17 protein-coding genes and 5 pseudogenes are annotated in these 21,342 nt (G+C 68.7%); 14 read left to right on the plus strand and 8 right to left on the minus strand.

What is annotated here, in order from left to right; translation table 11 throughout:
* Positions 1-185 precede the first annotated feature (185 nt).
* Positions 186-722, minus strand: a complete 537-nt coding sequence (locus ABT115_RS20245; RefSeq protein WP_502969130.1) for a group II intron maturase-specific domain-containing protein — start codon at positions 720-722, stop codon at positions 186-188.
* Between ABT115_RS20245 and ABT115_RS20250 the strand changes: the two genes are divergently transcribed.
* From ABT115_RS20250 to ABT115_RS20270, 5 genes and pseudogenes are all read left to right on the plus strand, one after another.
* On the plus strand, positions 714-1,532 hold the full coding sequence (locus ABT115_RS20250) for an endo alpha-1,4 polygalactosaminidase (protein ID WP_502969131.1): 819 nt from the start codon (positions 714-716) through the stop codon (positions 1,530-1,532). The two genes, ABT115_RS20245 and ABT115_RS20250, sit on opposite strands and share 9 nt — an antisense overlap.
* Before the next feature lie 897 nt (positions 1,533-2,429).
* Positions 2,430-3,760 (plus strand): annotated as a pseudogene (locus ABT115_RS20255) (ABC transporter substrate-binding protein).
* 12 nt (positions 3,761-3,772) lie between these two features.
* A complete protein-coding gene (locus tag ABT115_RS20260; protein WP_351791518.1) occupies positions 3,773-4,816 on the plus strand; it encodes a carbohydrate ABC transporter permease in 1,044 nt (347 codons plus the stop codon).
* A gap of 45 nt (positions 4,817-4,861) precedes the next feature.
* Positions 4,862-5,818, plus strand: a complete 957-nt coding sequence (locus tag ABT115_RS20265) for a carbohydrate kinase family protein (protein ID WP_351791520.1) — start codon at positions 4,862-4,864, stop codon at positions 5,816-5,818.
* A complete protein-coding gene (locus ABT115_RS20270; RefSeq protein WP_351791523.1) occupies positions 5,815-7,125 on the plus strand; it encodes an alpha-glucosidase/alpha-galactosidase in 1,311 nt (436 codons plus the stop codon). Before ABT115_RS20265 ends, ABT115_RS20270 begins: the two co-directional genes overlap by 4 nt.
* A gap of 133 nt (positions 7,126-7,258) precedes the next feature.
* Here the strand turns inward: ABT115_RS20270 and ABT115_RS30920 are convergent.
* Both ABT115_RS30920 and ABT115_RS20280 read right to left on the minus strand, forming a co-directional pair.
* Positions 7,259-7,707, minus strand: a pseudogene (locus ABT115_RS30920) (ISAzo13 family transposase); the annotation flags it as partial.
* 492 nt (positions 7,708-8,199) lie between these two features.
* Positions 8,200-8,352: a hypothetical protein gene (locus ABT115_RS20280; protein WP_351791528.1), complete on the minus strand. Its 153-nt coding sequence runs from the start codon at positions 8,350-8,352 to the stop codon at positions 8,200-8,202.
* A gap of 177 nt (positions 8,353-8,529) precedes the next feature.
* Between ABT115_RS20280 and ABT115_RS20285 the strand changes: the two genes are divergently transcribed.
* The 3 genes from ABT115_RS20285 to ABT115_RS20295 are packed head-to-tail and all read left to right on the plus strand — an operon-like array spanning position 8,530 to position 12,438.
* Entirely contained in the window at positions 8,530-9,390 is an 861-nt protein-coding gene (locus ABT115_RS20285; protein ID WP_351791531.1) for an ABC transporter ATP-binding protein, read from the plus strand.
* Positions 9,387-10,367, plus strand: a complete 981-nt coding sequence (locus tag ABT115_RS20290; RefSeq protein WP_351791533.1) for an ABC transporter substrate-binding protein — start codon at positions 9,387-9,389, stop codon at positions 10,365-10,367. Before ABT115_RS20285 ends, ABT115_RS20290 begins: the two co-directional genes overlap by 4 nt.
* Positions 10,368-10,371: 4 nt before the next feature.
* Entirely contained in the window at positions 10,372-12,438 is a 2,067-nt protein-coding gene (locus ABT115_RS20295; RefSeq protein ID WP_351791535.1) for an iron ABC transporter permease, read from the plus strand.
* Between the two features lie 272 nt (positions 12,439-12,710).
* On the opposite strand, the pseudogene ABT115_RS20300 reads toward ABT115_RS20295, so the two are convergent.
* Positions 12,711-13,257: pseudogene (locus ABT115_RS20300) on the minus strand (IS6 family transposase); the annotation flags it as partial.
* A 3-nt stretch (positions 13,258-13,260) separates the two neighbouring features.
* Positions 13,261-13,395 carry a hypothetical protein gene (locus ABT115_RS20305; RefSeq protein ID WP_351791538.1) on the minus strand — a complete coding sequence of 45 codons (135 nt, stop codon included), beginning with the start codon at positions 13,393-13,395 and terminating at the stop codon, positions 13,261-13,263.
* Between the two features lie 660 nt (positions 13,396-14,055).
* Between ABT115_RS20305 and ABT115_RS20310 the strand changes: the two genes are divergently transcribed.
* Genes ABT115_RS20310 through ABT115_RS20320 form a run of 3 tightly spaced genes read left to right on the plus strand, consistent with a single transcriptional unit; the run spans position 14,056 to position 16,102 of the window.
* Complete coding sequence (locus tag ABT115_RS20310; protein WP_351791540.1) at positions 14,056-15,465, plus strand: hypothetical protein; 1,410 nt, start codon at positions 14,056-14,058, stop codon at positions 15,463-15,465.
* Positions 15,466-15,512: 47 nt separating this feature from the next.
* Positions 15,513-15,725 (plus strand): DnaB-like helicase C-terminal domain-containing protein, encoded by a 213-nt coding sequence (locus ABT115_RS30925; RefSeq protein ID WP_502969134.1) that lies wholly within the window; start codon positions 15,513-15,515, stop codon positions 15,723-15,725.
* A complete protein-coding gene (locus ABT115_RS20320; protein WP_351791543.1) occupies positions 15,722-16,102 on the plus strand; it encodes a hypothetical protein in 381 nt (126 codons plus the stop codon). The genes ABT115_RS30925 and ABT115_RS20320 overlap by 4 nt, the downstream gene beginning before the upstream one ends.
* A gap of 273 nt (positions 16,103-16,375) precedes the next feature.
* On the opposite strand, the gene ABT115_RS20325 is transcribed toward ABT115_RS20320, so the two are convergent.
* The 3 genes and pseudogenes from ABT115_RS20325 to ltrA all read right to left on the minus strand — a co-directional run.
* The gene (locus ABT115_RS20325; protein ID WP_351791546.1) at positions 16,376-16,654 is read right to left on the minus strand and encodes a hypothetical protein; all 279 of its coding nucleotides are present in this window, start codon (positions 16,652-16,654) and stop codon (positions 16,376-16,378) included.
* Positions 16,655-16,907: 253 nt separating this feature from the next.
* A complete protein-coding gene (locus ABT115_RS20330; RefSeq protein ID WP_351791739.1) occupies positions 16,908-17,270 on the minus strand; it encodes a group II intron maturase-specific domain-containing protein in 363 nt (120 codons plus the stop codon).
* Positions 17,271-17,315: 45 nt separating this feature from the next.
* Positions 17,316-18,179 (minus strand): annotated as a pseudogene (ltrA, locus tag ABT115_RS20335) (group II intron reverse transcriptase/maturase); the annotation flags it as partial.
* 658 nt (positions 18,180-18,837) lie between these two features.
* On the opposite strand from ltrA, the gene ABT115_RS20340 reads away from it, so the two are divergent.
* From ABT115_RS20340 to ABT115_RS20350, 3 genes and pseudogenes are all read left to right on the plus strand, one after another.
* Positions 18,838-19,215 (plus strand): VOC family protein, encoded by a 378-nt coding sequence (locus ABT115_RS20340; protein WP_351791549.1) that lies wholly within the window; start codon positions 18,838-18,840, stop codon positions 19,213-19,215.
* A gap of 253 nt (positions 19,216-19,468) precedes the next feature.
* Positions 19,469-20,887, plus strand: coding sequence for an IS21 family transposase (gene istA / locus ABT115_RS20345; RefSeq protein WP_351791552.1), 1,419 nt, complete (start codon positions 19,469-19,471; stop codon positions 20,885-20,887).
* Positions 20,884-21,216: pseudogene (locus ABT115_RS20350) on the plus strand (ATP-binding protein); the annotation flags it as partial. The gene istA and the pseudogene ABT115_RS20350, both read left to right, overlap by 4 nt.
* Positions 21,217-21,342: the final 126 nt, after the last annotated feature.

The following is a 21,342-nucleotide window of genomic DNA, read 5'->3' on the forward strand; positions in this document are numbered from 1 at the left end:
GCTGGAAGCGTCAGAACTCCCATCATCGCAGGTCAGCAGGCACCTCTTCTTGATTCCTTATCCACAGGACGCGGGTCACTCGGTGGATCGAGGCTAAGTAGGGTCGGGGACTGGCGCGGTGGCCTGTGAGGCTCCGTTTCCAGCCCCCGCCTGTCAACCGTGCATGCGCTTCTCGCGCACACGGCTTACCGACATCGTTCACCGGCTGGCATGCACCGCCACCCTGCGCACGTTTCCAGACAGGCGAAAGGCTCCGAGCCTGGCGAACCACGCGCCGTCATGGCGCTTGCCCCACTTCTGCCCGGCATGCCGCGCTTGCGATTGTCGAAGATCGCGAGACGCTCGTGGACGTAGCTGTCGATCGTGGAGAACTTCCCGGCGGAATTGCCGTTACGGAAGTACGCCGCCCAGCCCCGCAGGACCGGGTTCAGGTCGGCGACCCCGAGACGCGCCGCGCCCTGCTCGGCTCGGTGACCGTCCGCCCGATTCCGTCCCTCCGTACGTGATGCTCCGACGCACCCCGTGCAGTCGGCGATCGCTTTGACATCATCACAGGCGATCGGTTTACTCCCGGACAACGCCGGAGTCCCGCTCCGCGTCAGAGGTACGCCCAGCCGGTATGCAGGCCCTGTGCTGCGAGTCCGACCCGAGTCGCCAGGACACCCCACGTGTCCGAGGCGGGGACGTGCCCTCTCTCCCCTGGAGCTCGATACATGAGCCACCTGATGAGTACCGCTTCCCGGAAGATCGTCTTCATGGCCGTCGGCGCCGCCGTCCTGGCCGGCACGCTGTTCGTTCAGGCGACCACGACGCAGGCCGCGGCCGTGACGCTGCCGCCCACGCACGCCGGCTTCGACTACCAGATCGGAGGCGCCTACACCCCGCCGACCGGAGTCACGGTGGTCACCCGTGACCACACCGCTTCCCCGGCGGCGGGCCTGTACAACATCTGCTATGTCAACGCCTTCCAGGCCCAGCCGGGCGCCGAGGGCGAATGGGCCTCGGACCTGCTGCTGCGCGACTCCGCGGGCAAGATCGTCTACGACAAGGGCTGGGGCGAGGCACTCCTCGACATCAGCACCGACGCCAAGCGCGAGCGAATCGCCGACAAGATCGGAGCCCTGATCGACAGCTGCCGGGACAAGGGCTTCCAGGCCGTCGAGCCCGACAACTACGACAGCTACACCCGCTCCGGAAAGCTCCTGACCGCGAATCACGCACAGGCCTTCATCAAGCTGCTGTCCGCCCGCGCCCACGCGGACGGCCTGGCCATCGCCCAGAAGAACACCTCGGCGCTCGCCGACAACCGCACCGCCAACGGGCTCGACTTCGCCGTGGCGGAGGAGTGCGGCCAGTACGACGAGTGCGGCGACTACACCAGCGCCTTCGGCAACAACGTCATCGTGATCGAGTACACGGCCGCCGGCAGGTCGAAGGCGTGCAAGACGTGGGGAGGCACGCTGAGCATCGTCCAGCGCGACCTGGACGTCTCTCCGGCCGGCAGCAACGGGTACGTACGCAAGACCTGCTAGCTCCGTACTTCGCGGGTGGCTGAATCGGCTGGTTCGGGGTCTGTGAGAGTGTCTGTTGGAGTCGTGGCCGCGTTGGTGGGGTGTGACGAAGTCTTCCTGGTCCCCGAGGAGTCCAGCTCCACCTCCTCGACCTCCTCGGCCTGGAACCCACACATCCCCGCTGGCCAGAGACCTGAACGAGCTACCCGCGAAGTACGGAGCTAGCCGGCCCCCTCGGGGCCCGTGGGCCCCTGCATCACCGGATCCACCCCCGCGCGGGCCTTGTTGCGGCTGCCTTGCGGCCCCGGCCACAGTCCGGTTCCGGCCGCGCGCCGGGCCTTGGTCCGCTCCCCTCGCGGCGGGGCCCACACTGGCCCCGCCGCGAGCTGGTCGACCCACTCGCGGTGCAACGGCGTCTGCCGGGCGGCCACCCCTTCCGGCACCTGCCCTAATGCTCAATCATGCGCGGTTTTCAGGAGGCTTTTCACGCAGATTCAAGCATGCTCAACTCTTGACAGTTGCCTGAACCGGTCGTTTAACTCCTGGTCAACACCGCAGTCGAAGCACTCGGTGTCAGAGGTACGCCCAGCCGGTGGCTGACCACGCGCCAGGAGTCCGGACTGAGTCGCCAGGACCCCTCAGGCGTCCGAGGCGGGGACGTACCCACCACGCTCTGGAGCCCGCTCGTGATCCGTACCCGTGCGGTCCACCGCGGGCCGACGGCGGTACGACGCCCCTCCCCCGCGCCCCGAGCCCAGGGCTGAGCGCCCCCACCGCGACCACCCGGTCGACGCGGGACGGCGGCGCACCCGCACCGCCCGCCGGGGCCGCCCACCCATTCCGCGGCCGGTACGCCGTACACCGGCCGCAGCCCTCGCACAGACCAAGCCTGTCCCACAGTTCCAACCGGAGGTAACCATGCAAGCGGTCCCCCGCAGCACGCGGCCCGGCCGCCGCGTCGTGCTGCGCGCCGGCGCAGGCCTGGCCACGGCAGCGGCCGCGGGCACAGCGGCCTCCGGCTGCGCGGCAGGCCGCGACGACGGTGTCGGCGCCGACGGCACGGTCACCATCGAGATGTGGCACGGCCAGACCGACACCGGCAAGAAGGCCGTGGAATCCCTGGTCGCCTCGTTCATGCGCAGCCACCCCCGCATCCGGGTCGAGGTGGGCGGCGGAGTCCTCGCCGACGCGATGCTCCAGAAAGTGACCGCCGCCCTCGCCGCCGGCTCCTACCCGGACATCGCCTACATCTTCGGCTCCGACCTGGCGAGCGTCGCCCGCAGCCCCCAGATCGTGGACCTCACCGACACGGTGAAAAGCGCCCCTACCCCCTGGTCGAGCTACTGGGTTCCGGCGCGCAAGGCCGTAACCGTCAACGGCAGCGTGCGCGCCGCGCCGGCCGTGGTGGACTCCCTCGCCGTCGTCTGCAACAAGAAGCTCTTCCGGCAGGCCGGTCTGCCGCTGCCCGAGGCGGGCTGGAGGTGGGACGACTTCGTCACGCCACCGCCAAGGCGCTCACCGACCCCGGCGGCGGCCGATTCGGCACCGGCTGGCCCGGCGTCGGCGACGAGGACACCGTCTGGCGGCTGTGGCCCATGATCTGGGACCTCGGCGGGGACGTCGTCGGCGACGACGGCAAGCACATCGGATTCGGCGACACCGGGACCCGCGCCCTGGAGGTACTGGCCGCGCTGGCCCGCGACAAGAGCGTCTACGTCGACCCGAAGCCCGGCGCCGAGCAGATGTACCAGGTCTTCATGTCCGGCCGGATGGCCATGGCCGTCACCGGTCCCTGGCAACTGCCCGACATCCAGCAGGCGGAGATCGACTACCACGTCGTGCCGCTGCCCAGCTTCTCCGGCCGGCCGATGACCATCAGCGGCCCCGACACCTGGACCGTGTTCGACAACGGCGACGCCCGCACCAAGGCCGCCAAGACGTTCGTCAGCTGGCTCATGCAACCCCGGCAGGACGTGCGCTGGGACATCGATGCGGGCAGCCTGCCGCTCAGCCGGCAGACCCAGGACCTGCCCGACTGGCAGCGCAAGGAGAGCGGCACCGAGGGCCTGGACGTGTTCACCAAGGCCCTGGACTTCGCCCGGGTACGCCCCGTCCACGCCGCCTACCCGCAGATATCCCAGGCCCTCGGACAGGCCATGGTCGCCGTACTGCTGGGACGGAGCAGTCCCGCCCAGGCATTGCGCGCCTGTGCCGCCCACGCCAACGCCGCACTGCTCATCCCGCGTTGAGGAGCGCCCTTCATGTCACGACTGCCCATCCCGATCACCGTGTCCGAGCCCCCGGACAACCGGCGTGCCGTGCGCCGCCGACGCGCCCGTGAAGGCGCCATGGCATGGACGTTCGTCTCGCCCGCCGTCCTGATCATCCTCGGCCTCAGCGTGGTGCCCATCATCTGGTCGCTGCTGCTCTCCTTCCAGGCCAGCGACCTCGTCACCCCGAGCCGTTGGGTGGGACTGGACAACTACCGCGCCCTCGCCCCGTTCAGCCCCTGGCACCTGCTGCTCGCGCCGATGGCCCTGCTCTTCGCGGTGCCGCTGATCTGGCTGGTCCTCAGCTCGGTGATGAGCAACGCGGAGATCAACCGCTTCCCGCCGGCGCTGTGGCCCTCCCACATCGACCTGGGCGGCTACCGCTATGTGCTGGGCAACGCGATGTTCCCCCGCTGGTTGGCCAACTCCTTCATCGTCAGCCTGGTCACCGTCACAGCGAACCTCGTGCTCGGCACCCTCGGCGGCTACGCCTTCGCCCGGATGCGGTTCGCCGGCTCCCGGCTACTGCTGGGCCTGATGCTGGCCACGATGGCGATCCCGTTCCAGCTGACGATGATCCCCACGTTCCTGGTCATGAAGCAGTTCGGCCTCATCGACACCCTCGGCGCGCTGATCGTGCCCTCCCTGGTCACACCCTTCTCGGTGTTCCTCCTGCGCCAGTTCTTCCTCTCCCTGCCCCGCGAGTTGGAGGAGGCCGCCTGGATCGACGGCTGCTCACGGCTGCGCGTGCTGTGGCGGATCGTGCTCCCGCTGTCCCGGCCCGCCCTCAGCACGGTCGCCGTCCTTACGTTCCTGAGCACCTGGAACGACCTGACCTGGCCCTTGATCGCCATCAACCACGACACCCAGTACACGCTTCAGCTCGGCCTGACGACCTTCCAGGGACAGCACCACACCCAGTGGGCCGCCGTGATGGCCGGGAACGTCATCACCGTGCTGCCGGTCCTGCTCGCCTTCCTCGGCGCGCAGAAGGCGTTTATCCAGTCCATCACCTCCACCGGCCTCAAGGGCTGACCCCGTTCGCCGCCCCGACACCCCAACCAGGCAGGAAACTCCTCGATGCCGCATACCTTCGACTTGCTCGTCATCGGTGACGCCAACCCTGACGTCATCATTGGCCCGCTCGACACGCCACTCGCCTTCGGCCAGCGCGAACAACTGGTGCCCACCGGTGCCCTCACCATCGGGGGATCCGGCGCGATCGTCGCCTGCGGGGCCGCGCGCCTCGGCCTCGGGGTCGCCTTCGCCGGACGGGTGGGCGACGACGACGCCGGCCGCTACATGCGCGACTGGCTCGCCGCCCACGGCGTCGACACCGAGGCGCTGACGCTCGACCCGGGCCGGGCCACTCCCCTGACCGTCGCGCTCACCCGCGGCAACGACCGGGCCGTCCTCACCGCCCCCGGCACCCTGGCCGCGACCGCGGCCGACGACGTGCCGCCGGCGCTGCTGGGCGCCGCACGGCACATCCACTCCTCCTCCTACTTCCTGATGCCCCGGCTCGCGACCGCGCTCCCGGAACTTCTGTGCACCGCACGCCACCACGGCGCCACCACCTCCCTGGACACCAACGACGACCCGGCAGGGCGGTGGGACCCCACCGGCCTGGACGCTGTCCTGGCCCACACCGACTTCCTGCTGCCCAACGCCGCGGAGGCCCGGCAGCTGGCCCGCCTCGACACCGCCGACCCGGCCGAGGCCGCCGCACGGCTCGCCGTCCGGGGCCCGGTCACCGTCGTCAAGAACGGCGCCGATGGCGCGCTGTGCCACGACGGCAAACACCTCTTCACCACCCGGGGCATCCCGGTCGAGCCGATCGACGCGGTGGGCGCCGGCGACAGCTTCGACGCCGGATTCATCGCTGGCCTCCTCCACGAGATGCCCCTACCGCAAGCGCTGCGTTTCGCCGCGGTCTGTGGCGCCCTGTCCACCCGCGCCCACGGCGGCACCACCGCACAGCCCACGTGGGACGAAGTCCTCACCCACCTTCCCGAGACCGAGGAAACCCCGGCATGACCACCCCCAAGATCGTCTTCATCGGCGCCGGCAGCGTCGTCTTCACCCAAGGACTGCTCGCCGACCTCCTCGCGTTCGACGAGCTGAAGTCCGCGCGCATCGCCCTGCACGACATCGACGCCGAGCGCCTGGCCACCGCACACGCCGCCGCCGTCCGCATCGCCGACACCCTCGGCGCACGCCCCGCCGTCACCGCACACGCCGACCGTCGCGAAGCCCTGGCGGACGCAGACTTCGTCATCAACATCGTGCAGATCGGCATGGGCGAGGCCACCCGCACCGACTTCGAGATACCAGCCCGCTACGGCGTGCGCCAGACCATCGGCGACACCCTCGGCATCGGCGGCATCTTCCGCGCCCTGCGCACCTTCCCGTTCCTCAAGGAGCTGGGCCGCGACATCGCCGAGGTCTGCCCGCAGGCCTGGCTGCTCAACTACACCAACCCCATGGCCATGAACGTCCAGTATCTGACGCAGGCCACCACCCTGACCCGGGTGGTGGGACTTTGCCACTCGGTCTACTGGACGATGCGCGACCTCGCCGACCTGGTCAAGGTCCCCTACGAGGAAATCAGCTACCACGCGGCCGGCGTCAACCACCAGGCGTGGGTGCTGCGCTTCGAGCACCAGGGGAAGAGCCTCTACCCGAAGCTGGACGAGCTGATCGCCGCCGACGAGCAGCTGCGGCGCAGGGTCCGCGTCGACATGTACCGCAGGCTCGGCTACTACCCGACCGAGACCAGTGAGCACTCCTCCGAGTACGTCCCCTGGTACCTGCACCACACCAGCGAGGTCGAACGCCTCCGGCTGCCGATCGGGGAGTACCTCAAGATCGTCGACGAGAACGTGGCCGCCTACGAGAAGTCCCGCGACGCACTGGCCGCCGGGGCCCCGATCACCGTCGAGGGCACGATGGAGTACGCGCCCCAGATCATCCACAGCATGGTCACCGGCACCCCGCGCGTGGTCTATGGCAACGTCCCCAACCGGGGCCTGATCGACAACCTGCCTGCGCACGGCGTGGTCGAAGTGCCGTGCCTGGTGGACTCGCTGGGCGTCCAGCCCACCCGCGTCGGCTCCCTGCCGCCCCAGCTGGCGGCGCTCAACCGCACCTACCTCAGCGCCAACGACCTGGTAGTGCAGGCGGCGATCAAGAACGAGCCCCGGCACATCAGACACGCCGCGATGACCGACCCGGCCACGGCCGCAACCCTGACAGTCGAGGAGATCTGGCGCCTGTGCGACGACATGGTCGCCGCCCACGGCGACCGCCTCCAGCCGGGCCTGCGCGGCCGCCTGGAGCCGTGACCGGCCACCGGGACGGCAGCGGTCCTGGCCGCTGCCGTGCCGACGCCGTCGCCGCGCCCGGAGTTGACCTGCCCGGGCCTTGACCCAAGGCCGGGTAGTTAGGGCCTGCGGATCATTAACTCGCCGTCTTGATCTATGCAGGGATGGTGATCCCTGCTGCGGTGGCAAGGGCATGGAGGTCGTCGAGGGTGGCGAGATGCTGGTCGGCGACGTGAACGGTGTGTCCGGCTGCGTCGAGGAGCTGGCGGATGTCGCGGATACGCCGGTTGATGGTGATGGTGTGACGTTGAAGAGGCGGGCGATGGCGACCTGCGGGAGCCCGAGCCGGTGGTGGAGGAGTCTGGCCAGGAGCCGGTCGGCGAGGGTGAGCATGGGGCGGCGGCCGGTGCCGGGAGCCGTCAGCCGGGGCCGGTTCCCGCGCCGCTTGTTCAGCTGCCCTTCCCGCTGGTCTTCATGGAGAGCGGTGAGTGTGGTGATCAGCGCGTCCCGCTCCTGGGCCGGCATTCCGGTCAGGCCGGGGTGGCAGAGCCAGGCGAGGTCGGGGCTGGGCTGGTCGAAGGGGTCCGGAGCGTCACTTGTTTCTCCGCAGGTCCTAACTTCGTGGAATCCTGGACCGTACCGGAGACGGCATGGAACATGGACACCAGCACGCCTACCCTGCTGCGGGTCTTCCGCCAGCTCACCCACCGCAGTGACCGCCGCCGCTCCGACGTAGTGGACGCCCTGATGCAGTACCTCCCCACAGCCGTCGCGGTCGGCTACGTCCACGATGAGCCAGACATCGATCTGCCTCTGCCCGGGCCCGACTTCGCTGAGCAGGTCGGAATTCTGGTCGCGGCCGCGTCCTCGATCAGCATCGGGGACAAACCCCGCCGTCGTGAAGGAGGCGGAACCCACATCAGGCGCAAAAGCACCAACGACGAAGCCGGCGAACATCAACGGACAAACGAAGGAGTAGAAGGCGCCGTACGAGGCGGCAGATGACGACCCCGCAGAGGCCCGGTTCAGCGCGCAAGGGGAGTCGATCCTCGGACGACGCGCCCGCCCGAGCGCCGACATCCTGACCTTGCTGCTTCACGAGTCACACAACCCGTTCCACGGGACGACCCTGGCGGTACCGGTGCGCTCGGCTCGGGCCCGGCGCAGCGCGGCGGCCTCGGTGATGGCGGCCTGGCGGCGCCGCTGCGCACGGAGCGCCTCGATCGGGGCCGACGCATCATCCGGCACTGCGGGCGGCTCGGGGCGACGCCGCCGCGGGCCTGTTGTTGCACTCCCGACTCTGTGGGACAGGCACCGAGAAGGTCAGCTCCTCGGGCCGGCCTCCTGAACTCGGCGGGATTTCGTCTCATACCCAATCAGTGGCCCTGGACGAGGAAGTTGTTAGGTTAGGCTAACCTATGTTGCGTGCATGTTGGTGAAGGAACTTCCGCGGCCACACACTCCCGTGGTCATGAACTGTCGGCCACGGGCGTCACCGTGGCGTACGACGGTGTCGATGTCGTACATGACGCATCGTTGACACTGCAGCCCGGCGAGGTGACCGTCCTGGTGGGACCGAACGGGAGCGGGAAATCGACGCTGCTGCGCACGATCGCGCGCCTCCAACGGCCCAGGACCGCGACGCTCGTCATCGATGCCGACACCGACGGCCTCGCTCTGACCCCCCGTGAGTTCTCACGCCACGTGGCCCTGCTGACGCAGGGACGGCCCACGCCCAGCGGGCTGACCGTGCGAGACGTCGTCGAGTTCGGCCGCTACCCGTACCGGGGCCGCTGGGGCAAGAGCGACCTGGGCAGCCAGGCCGCCGTAGACCGCGCGCTCGCCATGACGGGCGTCGCGGAACTCGCCGACCGAGGTGCCGAGCAGCTCTCCGGAGGTCAACTCCAACGCGTCTGGCTCGCCGCCTGCCTTGCCCAGGAGACCGGCGTACTGCTCCTCGACGAGCCGACGACCTACCTCGACCTGCGTTACCAGGTCGAACTTCTCGACCTCGTGCGCGACCTGGCGGACGCCCACGGGATCGCCGTCGGCGCGGTCCTGCACGACCTCGACCAGGCCGCGGCCGTCGCAGATCGGATCGTCCTGCTCCACGCGGGACGGGTCGTCGCTGCCGGCCTCCCCGAAGACGTCCTGACGGCACAGCGGCTGACCGATACGTACGGCATCCGTATCGAGGTCGAGACCGACCTGCTCACATGCCGACTGCGCACCCGTGCCATCGGCCGACACCACAAGCGAAGCGAAAGGCTCAGCACCCCCTCATGAAGCGCCTCCTCACCGCGGTCACCGCCACCGTCGCGGCCCTCACTCTGACCGCCTGCGGGGCGACCGAGCCCGCCGCTGACGACAAGGCGAAGAAGACCGCCGAGCCCATCACCCTCACCGATGCCACCGGCACGAAGGTCGAACTCGACGGGCCCGCCAAGAAGGTCGTCGCAACCGAGTGGAACGTCGTCGAGAGCCTGGTCTCGCTGGGCGTCGACCCCGTCGGGGTCGCCGATGCCAAGGGTTACAAGACCTGGGACACCGCCGCCCCGCTGAAAAACAACCCCAAGGACATCGGCACCCGCAGCGAGCCGAGCATGGACACCATCGCCGCCCTGAAGCCGGACCTCATCGTCGCCACCACCGGCCTCCCGCCGGCCGCCACCAAGCAGCTGCGCAATATCGCGCCGGTCTTGGAGGTGAAGGCGGCCGACGCCTCCGACCCGGTCGGCCAGATGACGAAGAACCTCGACCTCATCGCCCAGGCCACCGGCACCACGGAGCAGGCCGAGAAGCTCAACAAGCAGTTCGGCGCGAAGATCGCCGAAGGCAAGAAGGACCTCGCCGATGCCGGACTCGCCGGTGCGCAAATCGCCTTCGCCGACGGCTACGTCGTCTCCAACCAGGTCTCGATCCGGCCCTTCACCAGCGGCTCGCTCATCGGCGGGGTCAACGAGAAGCTGGGCCTGAAGAACGCCTGGTCGGTCAAGGGCGACGAGGAGTACGGCCTCGGCACCACCGACGTCGAGGGTCTCACCAAGCTCGGCGACGACGTGCATTTCGCCTACATCGGCAACGACGGCGACAAGAACAGCAGCCCCTTCACCGGCGCGCTCGCCAAGGACAAGGTGTGGACCTCGCTGCCGTTCGTGGAGAAGGGCAACGTCCACCGACTGCCCGACGGCATCTGGATGTTCGGCGGTCCCGAGTCGATGATGAAGTACATCGACTCCGTCGTCGCCGCGCTGACGAAGTAACACCATGGCCGTCACCACGAAAAATCCCGCCACCCGTCCGTCGGCGGCCCCGTCCCGGACGGGCGCGGCCGCGGTGACGGCCGCACTGCTCCTCCTCGTCGCGGGCCTCGCGCTCGTCGACATCACCCAGGGCACGGCCTCCGTCGGTGCACCCGAGGTCTGGAAGGCACTCACCGGAAGGGCAGACCCCGCCGACGCGTCCGTCGTCATCGCCTCGCGACTGCCGAGAATGGCCGCAGGGCTGCTCGTCGGCATCGTGCTCGGAATGGCGGGCGCCGCCCTGCAAGCGGTCAGCCGCAACGTCCTCGCATCGCCCGACACCCTCGCCGTCAACGCCGGCTCCTACCTGGCCCTCGGGCTGGTCGCCGCCACCGGCGTCTCTCTCCCGCTGCTCGCCTCCTCCGGCGTCGCCTTCGTCGGCGGTCTCACGGCGGCGGCCGTCGTGCTCGGGCTGTCCGGCCTGGGCGCCGGCACCGTCCGGCTCGTGCTCGCCGGAAGCGCTCTCGCCCTCGGCCTCACCGCCGTCACCGAGGGACTGCTCCTGCTGTTCCCGGAGCAGACCGAGGGCCTCTACGAGTGGAACCAGGGCAGCATCTCCCAGAACGGGTCCGACGGCGTGCTGCAGATGGCACCCATCGGCGTTGTCGGCCTCGTCGGGCTGCTGCTCCTCGCCCGCCAGGTCGACGCCCTGGCTCTCGGCGACGACGCCGCCCGCGGCCTCGGCGTCCCGGTGGGCGCCACCCGCGTCACCGCGGTCGCGCTCGCGGCCCTCCTCTCCTCGGCCGCCGTCACCCTGGCCGGCCCGATCGGCTTCGTCGGCCTGTGCGCCCCCGCCCTCGTCCGCCCCCTCGCCCGCCGGTTCCGTGGGCTCTCCCGAACCCGTGCGGCCATTCCCCTCGCGGGCCTCGTCGGCGCCGCCCTGGTGCTCGGCTCGGACGTGCTGCTGCGCACCCTGGTCCCGGCGGACACCGCCGTCACCGTGCCGACCGGCGTCGTCACCAGCCTCGTCGGCGCCGTCTTTCTGATCGTCATGGCCACGCGGGTCCGGGACACCGCCGAAGCCCCCGCGGCCGACCGGCTGCGTATCAGGAGCCGGACCGTCTTCCTCACCACCACAGCCGTCCTGGCGGTCCTGGTCGTCGGCGTCACCATCGCCGCCGTCCTGCTGGGCGACGCCAAGCTGCTCCTGGGCGACGTGGCCAACTGGGCACAGGGCCGCGCCGGGCAGACCATCACCTTCGTCCTCGACACCCGAGTGCCCCGCGTCCTCGCCGCCCTCCTCGCGGGCGCCGCACTCGCCCTGGCCGGGACACTCGTCCAGGCCGTGACCCGTAACCCCCTCGCAGAACCCGGCATCCTGGGCGTCTCCCACGGCGCCGCGCTGGGCGCCGTGCTGCTCGTGACGACGGTGCCCCAGGCCGGGTCGTGGAGCGTGGCCGGTGCGGCGTTCGCGGGCGCCGCGGTCAGCGCCGTCCTCGTCTTCGGACTCGCCGCGCGGGGCGGATTCCGGCAGAACCGGCTCGTCCTCGTCGGGTTCGGTGTCGCGACCGGGGCGGGCGCCCTGATCAGCCTGCTCATCATCCTCACCGACCCCTTCAATGCGACGAAGGCGCTCACCTGGCTCTCGGGCTCCACCTACGGCCGGACCCTGCCCGATGTAGTGCCCCTCGCGGTCGCTCTGGCCGTGGGCGTGGCCGTCGCGATCGCGCGGCATACCGAGCTCGACCTCGTGTCGCTCGACGAGGACACCCCCAGACTCCTCGGGCTCGACCTCGGACGCGGGCGCCTCGGCTTCCTCGTGCTGAGCGTCCTACTCAGCGCCACCGCCGTGGCCGCCGCCGGCACCATCGGTTTCGTGGGACTCGTCGCCCCTCACGCGGCCCGCGCCCTTGTGGGGCGGCAGCACGCCCGTGTGATACCGGTCGCGTTGCTCCTCGGCGCTGCCCTCGTCTGCACCGCAGACCTCGTGGGCCGCACCGTGATCGCACCGGCCCAGCTCGGCACCGGCCTCATGACCGCCGTGATCGGCACGCCGTACTTCCTCCATCTGCTCGTACGCAGTCGCCGATAGAACGGGGACGGCTCCCCGCCGCCCGCACGACTCACGGCAATCAGTGGAATCCATCAAGACTCGTACTACGACTTGTACGAGTCGAGAGGGCCCTGTCACGTCGTTGAGGGTGTGAATGCCTGACGGTGTGTCGGGTGTGGTGGGGCCGGGTTTGGGCTCGGTGCTCAGGCCGCGGCAGGCAGGCCGGCCGGCGACGCCGGTGACCTGGTCCCAGATGGCGAAGCGGGTGGTCATCTCGGTGCGGTAGTTGGCGGCGGTCATCCGGTGGCGCGTGGTCGGAAGTGGGGTGAGATGCCGCTGAACGCGGCCAGGAACTGCTGGGCTGCGCCGACGGAGCGGAAGCCTTTCATGGCGCGTTCTCGCTGCCGGGTGGGCTGTTGAGGCCCTTGTGGGAGCGGTGTTCCACGGAGGGCATGACCTCGCGGTGGGCCGCCCCGTAGGAACGGAGCTTGTCGGTGACCACCACCCGCGGCACCGGGCAGGTCGTCTTCAGCAGGCGGCGGAAGAAGCGCCGGCCGCGGCCTTGTCCCGCCGATTCTGGAGAAGGATGTCGAGCACGTTGCCGTCGGCGTCGACGGCCCGCCACAGGCACTTCAGCTCGCCGTTGATCTTGATGAAGACCTCGTCCAGGTGTCATTTGTCCCCGTGCCGGGGCCGCTTCCGGCGCGGGCCGTTGGCGTAGGCCTGCCCGAACTTCGCGCACCAGCGTCGGACGGTCTCGTGGGAGACGATCACGCCGCGCTCGAGCATCAGCTCCTCGACCTCGCGGAAGCTGAGCGGGAAGCGGAAGTACAGCCGGCAGTGGGAGATGACCCCCACCGGCTACCGGTGCCCCTTGTACGACGGCGGCGCGATCGAGGCGTGCCTCCCGAGGCCGTGCAGGGCCCGGGCCCACACCTGGTACTCCGTGGCCTGGACGTCGTCGTCCTCGGTGTTGCGGTACGTGGGCAGGCGCACCTCGTTGGTACCGGGCGGGGTCTGGCTGCTTCCGTGGCCCTGGTCAAGGGCGCTTGGTAGCCGTGCTCGACTGGCATCCCGACGTCCGGGACCATCCGATTTGTCGGCATCCTCAGTCGAATCCCTCCGAGAGGTGGCCCCGCGGCGCACGCCGGGCAAAACGTTTGCGCAGCGCTCTCCTGGGGCAAGCCGACGCCCCCACGCGCCCGACAGCGGCGACAGCGGCCGAGCAGCCGATCTGCTCGGGCCGGGACGGAGTCATGCCGTGCACCCGTGAGGCTCTGCCGACCCGCCGCGTCTGCCTCCGCCACCGGACCCAGGAGCTTGCCGGGGAGGTGGCCTGATGACCCAGACCCCGCAGCTCAGCGACATCGAACTCGCCCGGCCATCCGCTTCGCCATCTGGGACCAGATCACCGGCGCCGCCGGCCGGCCCACCACGGCCTGAGCACGAAAGCCGGAACCCGGCCCCACCACGCCCGATACGCCGTCAGGCACTCACGCCCTCAACCGCGTGACAACGCCGCCGATTGCGATGGGCGGGTCCACCCCATGCCGGGGTGGACCCGTCGCATTTCAGGGCAACCTTCCGGGAAGTTCGTGAGTCATGAGTACGCGTCACCGATCCGGTGTGCATGATGTCCGAATTACGGAAGGTCTCATGACTTCTCTCGCCGTCGTGCGGCGTACCATCTCCGCTTTTGTGCTGGCCGCAATGGTCGGCACGGCGCTGGCCAGTCCTGCCCATGCCCAGGAGGAACCGCTGCCGGTCTCGATCACTGGCCCCGACAGCGTGAACCTCTCGCTGCACCCGGAGGCCGGTGAGCCGGGTGAGCCGCAGATCGAGCTGGGACTCCGGGCGCCCGGCGAGCCGGTACCGGACGAGGACGGCGTCATCTGGCCGATCCACACCGGCGAGTACACGGTCACCGTGGACGCGAGCTCCCTGGCCGGCGTTGCTGCAGTGGACTTCTCCCAGCTCGGCGGGTGGCAGGGGTGCTCCGTCGACGGGCTCGTCGCCACCTGCAGCAACTACGAGATCTACGCGGGCCAGGACTACAACGACCTCGGCGGCATCCGCCTTGATGTGACCGACGAGAGCGCCGCGGGCGACTTCGGCACCATCCAGATCACGGCCGCGGGCGAGGGCCTGGCCTTCACAGGACACACGGTGGACGTGCTGGTGGGCGGCCCGGAGCTGCTGATGAAGCAGCTGACCGAGCCCGAGGGCTTCCAGGCCGGTGACACCTTCCAGGCGCCGCTGGGCTTCCGCAACGTCGGCGGGCTGGGCGGCGACGGCGTCGTGCTGCGGATCTCCGGCAGCCGGGGCCTGTCCTTCCCCAGCACCTTCAGCAACTGCTGGTATGACCCGCGTGACCCCGACGAGGTGCTCGGACGCTCCACGGCGCTCTGCATCTTCGACAGCGAGTTCACCGGTGGGGCGGCATACGGGCTGAGCGCGCCCTTCCCGATCGAGACGGCCGGTTTCGCGCTCTACGACACGATGTCCTACAGCTTCAGCGCGATGCCCGCCGAGCAGGCGCGGGAGCTGCTGACCGAAGGTGACTACCAGGCGGGCGACGGGCCGGCGCTGGAGCTGGCCCGCGTGCCGGACGCGGACCCGGCCGATTACACCCGCTACGCGGAGATGGACTTCCCGACCGCGAACACCTTCGACCTCGATCTGACCGGTGAGCGGCTACGGGCCCGCAAGGGCAGCACGGTGCCGGTGGACATCGGCTTCGCCAACCACGGCCCCGCCTGGGTGGCCGTGCTCCGCTCCGGCGGCGAACCGATCCCCTTCTGGGTCGACCTCCCCCCGGGTACCACGGTCACCGCGGTCCCTGAGGACTGCCGCCCGGGCTGGGAGGGCGCCGAGGGCGATTACCTCTGCTTCCTCGACACGCCGATCCTGGAAGATGCCTCCCGCACCTTCACCTTCGGCCTCCGCGTCGACGAGGTGATCAAGAACGCCACCGGCCGGGCGTTCTTCGCGTACACGATGCCGAACGAGGGTAACCCGGCGAACGACTCCGGGGAGATCGTGCTGAACCCGGTGGGCAAGAACTGATCGTCAGCTGTTCTGGCACAGCGGGCCCGCCCGGAAGGGCGGGCCCGCTGTGTGCTGCGGCTGATGGGCGGGACTTTGGCGCCCTGGAGCAGGACGCCGATTCGATCATCCTGCTGCACCGCGAGGACTACTACGATCCCGAATCCGAGCGGTCCGGGGAGACCGACCTGATCGCAACAGTTGTCACCGAGGCAGGTTTCCTGTCACCAAGGTCGACGGCGGAGGCGGGGTACCGGCCAGGCGGTAGCATTCTGACATGACGTCAGCGCTGCCCCGGTTTCCGCCGTATCCGATTCGTGGCGTGCGCGTGCTGCATCAGAGGCAGAACTGCGCGCCACATTTCGCGCAGATAGAGGTGGATTTCGAGCCCGCAGTCGGAGGCTTCGCCTTCGAGGTAGCCCGAGAGCTGACGGTGGAGTACGAACCCCCCGAGGACTTGCCACGCTTCTTCGCGGCTGTCGCCGTGGGGATCGAGGAGCAGCTGAGCTCGCCCGAGCACGGAGTCGTGATTGCCGCTCGGGTGGTGCTGCGGCGTGCCCGCGCCGATACGTTCGGCTCTCACGAACTAGCGTTCAAAATCGCAGGCTATCTCGCCGCCCGTAAGGCTTTGGAGGGTACGAGGTGCCCGCGACTCTGAGCGGTGCCCCTCGCGACGACGGGTAGCTCAATCCGCACTGCTGGCCGGACCTCGATTGAAAGAGGCGGGGCGCTGACCTGGAAAGTCCCGGCGAAGAGTGGGCTGACCTGCAGAACCATGTCTCCGTAGTTCTCACCGGTCAACGCCGTTTTCCAGGCTCATGTGCCCTGCCACTGCTCGTTTTGAGGCAACTTCCCGAGGCGCCGCAGGGAGTTCAGTCGTCACTCACAGTGCACGGATCACACAACTTGAGCCAGAACCGCAGTTTGGGCGTCATTGCAGTTGAGAGTCGAATACGAGCTCGGAGAGCTCCAAGATGTACTCCTCCGTGGACCATTTTCCTTCGACCTCAACGCGGTATGCCGTCTTGTGCTGATGGGCAAAGACCCGCCTGCGTACTTCTTTGGAAACGTCATTGGTATAGGTCGTCGTCTGCTGGAGCAGACGCTCTTGCGCCTCCTCTGCTGTGCCAGAGAACTCCTCGATATGGTTGAGGCTTTGGACCCCTGAGGAGTGAGCAAGGAGGAAGGCTGTTATCTGCCATGTGGACATGTGATGCTCTCCCTGGTTTGTGGGCGGAGTTCGCGGGTGGGCAGAGGGCTCCTCTGCCCACCCGCGACTCGCTTTGCTATGGTATGCACGGTTACCGCAGGTGGCTGGGCGTCACATTAGCGGCGACGGCCACGCCACCACTTCCAGGCGTGGCGGACCGTTCCGCCCCGTCCTCGCGCGGTGCCTAGTAGTCGGGTCGCCCGGGGGAATCTCACCCCCGGGCTCCCACGGAACCGTACGTGACAGTCTCCCGTCATACGGCTCTTGTCGTTCTGGGCCTCGCCCCTGCCGGGGCCGCCCAGGTCCAGTGAGCGAAGTACTTCGGGCGCCGCGTGTGGCCACGGGCCAGCCGCCGCAGGGCCTGTTTCATCCCGACCCGGTACTTCTTCTGGATCCACCGCAGCAAGTAGGTGTTGATGCGGTCGAGCAGCGGATACAGCGCTGAGCGGTAGAAACGCCCGTAGTAGTTCATCCATCCCCTGACCACCGGATTGACCATCCGTGCCAGGTCAGATGACTCCTGCGCGGTGCGCCGGTGCAGTCTCCAGGACCGCACCGTCCTGCTCAGCCTCTTCAGGGCTTGGTGACTGATGGCGGGCAGGAACGCGGTGAACATCACCCCGTGTCTGTCCTTGGCACCTCGCGGCCGGAACGTGAACCCCAGGAACGTGAACTCGGTGACCGGAAACCGGCCCCGACGGTTGTCGTCCTTGCAGTACACGATCCGGGTCTTGTCCGGATGCAGTTCCAGACCGACCTCGGCCATCCTGGACCGCAGCGCGGCCAGGACCCGTTCCGCTTCCGCCAAGGTACGGCAGTGCACCACCGCATCGTCGGCGTAACGCTCGAACGGGCAGCCCGGGTACTCCCGGACCATCCACGCATCGAACGCGTAGTGCAGAAACAGGTTCGCCAAGACGGGCGACACCGCAGAACCCTGCGGCGTGCCCTCCACCCTTTCCGTCGTGGACCCGTCGGGCAGGCGCAGCCCCGCGGCCAGCTACCGCTTGACGTACAGCACCACCCAACGGGCGTCGGTGTGCGCCTCGACCGCGGCCACCACCTTGTCCCACGGGACGGTGTCGAAGAACTTCCGGATGTCGAACTCGACCACCCAGTCGAACCGCCAGCACCGCTCCCGGCAGGACGCGACGGCGTCCAGAGCCGACTTGCCCGGCCGATACCCGAAGGAGTCCGGGTGGAAGATCTGCTCCACCCGCTCCGACAGGTGACCGGCCACCACCGTCTGCGCGACCCTGTCAGCGACGGTGGGCACCGCCAACACCCTGGTGCCCCCCCCGCTCTTGGGAATCGGCACCGCTTTGACGTCCGGCGGGAAGTACGTGCCAGAGGACATCCGGTTCCAGACCTTGTACAAGTTGTTCTTCAGGTCCTTCTCGAACGTCTCGATCGACACCCCGTCCACTCCGGACGAGCCCTCGTTCCCTCTCACCTTCACCCAGGCGTCCCACACCTCCTGCTTGGAGATGCCGAACGGCTTGGCCGATGCTTTCAACTCGTCCATCCCGCTCCTCCCGGAGAACTTCCGGTTGACCAAACAAACCAGTCACGAACGACCCGGCCCCTTCGCTCCACCCCGATTACCGGGGCTTCCCCACTACTACGAGCCGGTCCGCCGGCGCGCCGCGCGACGGTACTCAGCACCCGGCCGGAGGGCTTCCGCACCGGGCTCTCCCTGTCGCCCCGGCCGCTGAGCCAGGGCAGTATCGCGACACGCCTTCCCACGTTCCATGCGGAAGCCGCAGACCGGGCTCGCGCCGCCTTCATGCCGGACACCGCCTGGCCAATAAGCGGTCACCCGCCAGGCTTGTCCCGGGATCCTGAAGTCACCCCGGTTTCGATGTCACCTACTACTTACGACACATCATCAGCGGTTCACTCGCGTTCGCCTTCCCGGTCCCCACCTGACGCCTGACCGGCGCCTTTTCCCCGGACGCTCACCACGACGGTCTTCAGCCAACGCAGCTCGGGGCGGTTTGACGCCTCCCACCGCAGGGCGACACCGAAGGGCCACAAGACCTTCATCTTCCGCACAGCACCACATCAAGCAGGGTCTCTGCCTACATCAACCTCACTCTCAGTGTTCGTGGCACACCTCCAGCTGTAGATCGTGATCAGGCTCGTTTGAGGCTGGTGCGCGGTGCTGCTCTACGCTGCCCTTCATGATCGCCAAGCTGCAGTGTGTGGTGTTGGACTGTGCCGATGTCGATGAGCTGTCCCGGTTCTACCAGTCGCTTCTCGGCGGTGTGGTGAACCAGCCGGATCCGCGGTGGTCGCTCGGCGACGGCTGGGCGACGCTCCACACCGACGGTGGGTTCGTGCTGGCCTTCCAGCGGGTGGAAGACCATCAGCCACCACGGTGGCCGGACTCCGCTCGGCCCCAGCAGTTCCACCTCGACCTGGGAGTCAAGGACCTGGGCCAAGCTCAGGAAGACGTCCTCAAGCTGGGCGCCACGCCGCTTGATGAGGGGGACGGCGGGCGGAGCTGGCGCATCTTCGCGGATCCGGCAGGACACCCGTTCTGTCTCGTCCGGGACTGACAGGCAGCACCGCAGGGGTGCGGCCACCGTTGATCATCGTGAGTTGTGTGGACTGACGAAGAGACGGTGGCCGCGGGCCACAGCATAGATCCCGCGCGGTGGCGGGAGGCGTTCGAGGTGGCCATGGGTGTCGGCGTACAAGTGAACGTCCCCACCCGCGTACGGATGAAAAGGGACAGTTGTTGATGCGTTGAGACCTGCTGCTCGGCACTCTGCTGCTTGGTCGGTGAGAGGCGGCGGAAGGCGGTCGGCGGTGGTCCTGGATCCGCATCGATGGTTGGAATTGCGGCGCTTCCGGAGTCTGTTGGAGTCCGGGGCGATCAGCCTGTCGGAGGTGGCCCGGGAGACCGGGCTGGACCGGAAGACGGTCCGCAAGTATCTGTCGGCACCGGGTCCGGCGACCCCGCCGCGGCGGTCGCCGAACGGGCGGTCGAAGGCGAGGGTGATCGACGAGTTCGCGCCGCTGGTCGACTCGATGCTGCGGGCGGAGATCCTGATGAAGGCCGCGGTGATCCACGGGCGGCTGGCCGCGGAGTACGGGTTCACCGGCAACTACCAGCGCGTCAAGCTCTACGTTCAGGAAGCCCGGCCCCGGATCGCCGAGGAACTCGGCATCACGCCGAAGGAACTCGCCGGCATGCACCGCCGGTTCGAGGTCATTCCCGGCGCCCAGGCTCAAGTGGACTGGGGCGACGAGGGAAAGATCCTCGCCCACATGGGTATCGGAAAGGTCTACTCCTTCCACATGACGTTGTCGTACTCACGCGACCCGTTCTGCTGCTTCACCACCAGCCAGGACCTCCAGACGTTCTTCGACTGCCACCGCCGGGCCTTCGCCCACTTCGGCGGCGTCCCGATGACGATCGTCTACGACCGCACGAAGACCGTCGTTCGACGCCACGTCGCTCCGGGCGAGGCGGTCCCGCTGCATCCGGAAGCGGTCGGGTTCGCCGGCCACTACGACTTCGACATCGATGTCCTGGCCGCTTACCGGCCCACCGGCAAGGGCCGCGTCGAACGGCAGGTCCTCATCGTCCGCGACCACGTCCTGTCCGGACGGTCGTTCTCCTCCGTCGAGGAGATGGACGCCGCCTTCACTTCCTGGGTGCCGCAGCGACGGGCTCAGGCCCACAGGACTCACCAGCAGATCATCGGAGAGCGGGCGGTCCGCGATCACATGGCCCTCAAACCGCTGCCGGAGACTCCGTATCTGGTGGCCGAACGGCACCTGCGGCCAGTCGGCAAGGACTGCCTGGTCGCCTTCGGCGGCAACCTCTATTCCGTGCCCGCCCGCAAGGTCCGACCGCGTCAGCTGGTGGAGATCCGGGCCACGAAATCGCAGGTCATGCTGCATTCCACCATCGCGAACGCCAGCGGCAAGACGCTGCTGGCCACCCACCCGCGGGCGATCGGCCGCGGGGCCCGCGTCGTCGAAGAGGCCCACTGGGACGGTCTGCCCACAGGCAAGGGACGCCGCACCACCACCGGCGATGTTGTGCCCCGTCCCCGTCGTGAGCGTCCCCTGGGCGAGGAGGCCGGACCTCTGCAGGCCCTGCTGAACCGGGCCGCGGCCACCAGCATCGAGGTCGGCCGCCGTCCGCTGTCGGTCTATGACGAGCTGACCGGCACCCGTCCCTTCACCACCCGTCCGAGCACGAGGGAAACGTCTTGAGCGAGCTGGTCTCCACCCGCATCCGCAATACGGCCGGCAAGCTCGGCCTGCCCCACCTGGCCGAAACGATCAACGAGTACACCCGGCGGGCCGACGAGGGCAAGATGGGCTATCTCGACTTCCTCGACCTGGTGCTTTCCGAGGAACTGGCCGTCCGTGACGACCGCCGCTTCCGCCAGGGCCTGCGGCTTTCCCGGCTGCCGCACCATAAGACGCTCGATGAGTACGACTTCTCCTTCCAGCCCGAGCTCGAACCGCGCAAGGTCAAGGACCTGGCCACCCTCTCGTTCGTCGAGGACAAGGCAAACGCCGCTCTGCTCGGGCCGCCCGTTATCAGCGGGGCGTGAGCCCCTCTCTTCTCTGTCTGCGACGAGCGTCACTGTGAGCGTTCTGTGTCGTTGATGCATTGCTATCAACGGGAGTTCTTCAACGAGACGGAACGACATCAGTGGCAC

Source organism: Streptomyces sp. NPDC001832 (assembly GCF_040297265.1).
Taxonomy (GTDB): Bacteria; Actinomycetota; Actinomycetes; order Streptomycetales; family Streptomycetaceae; genus Streptomyces.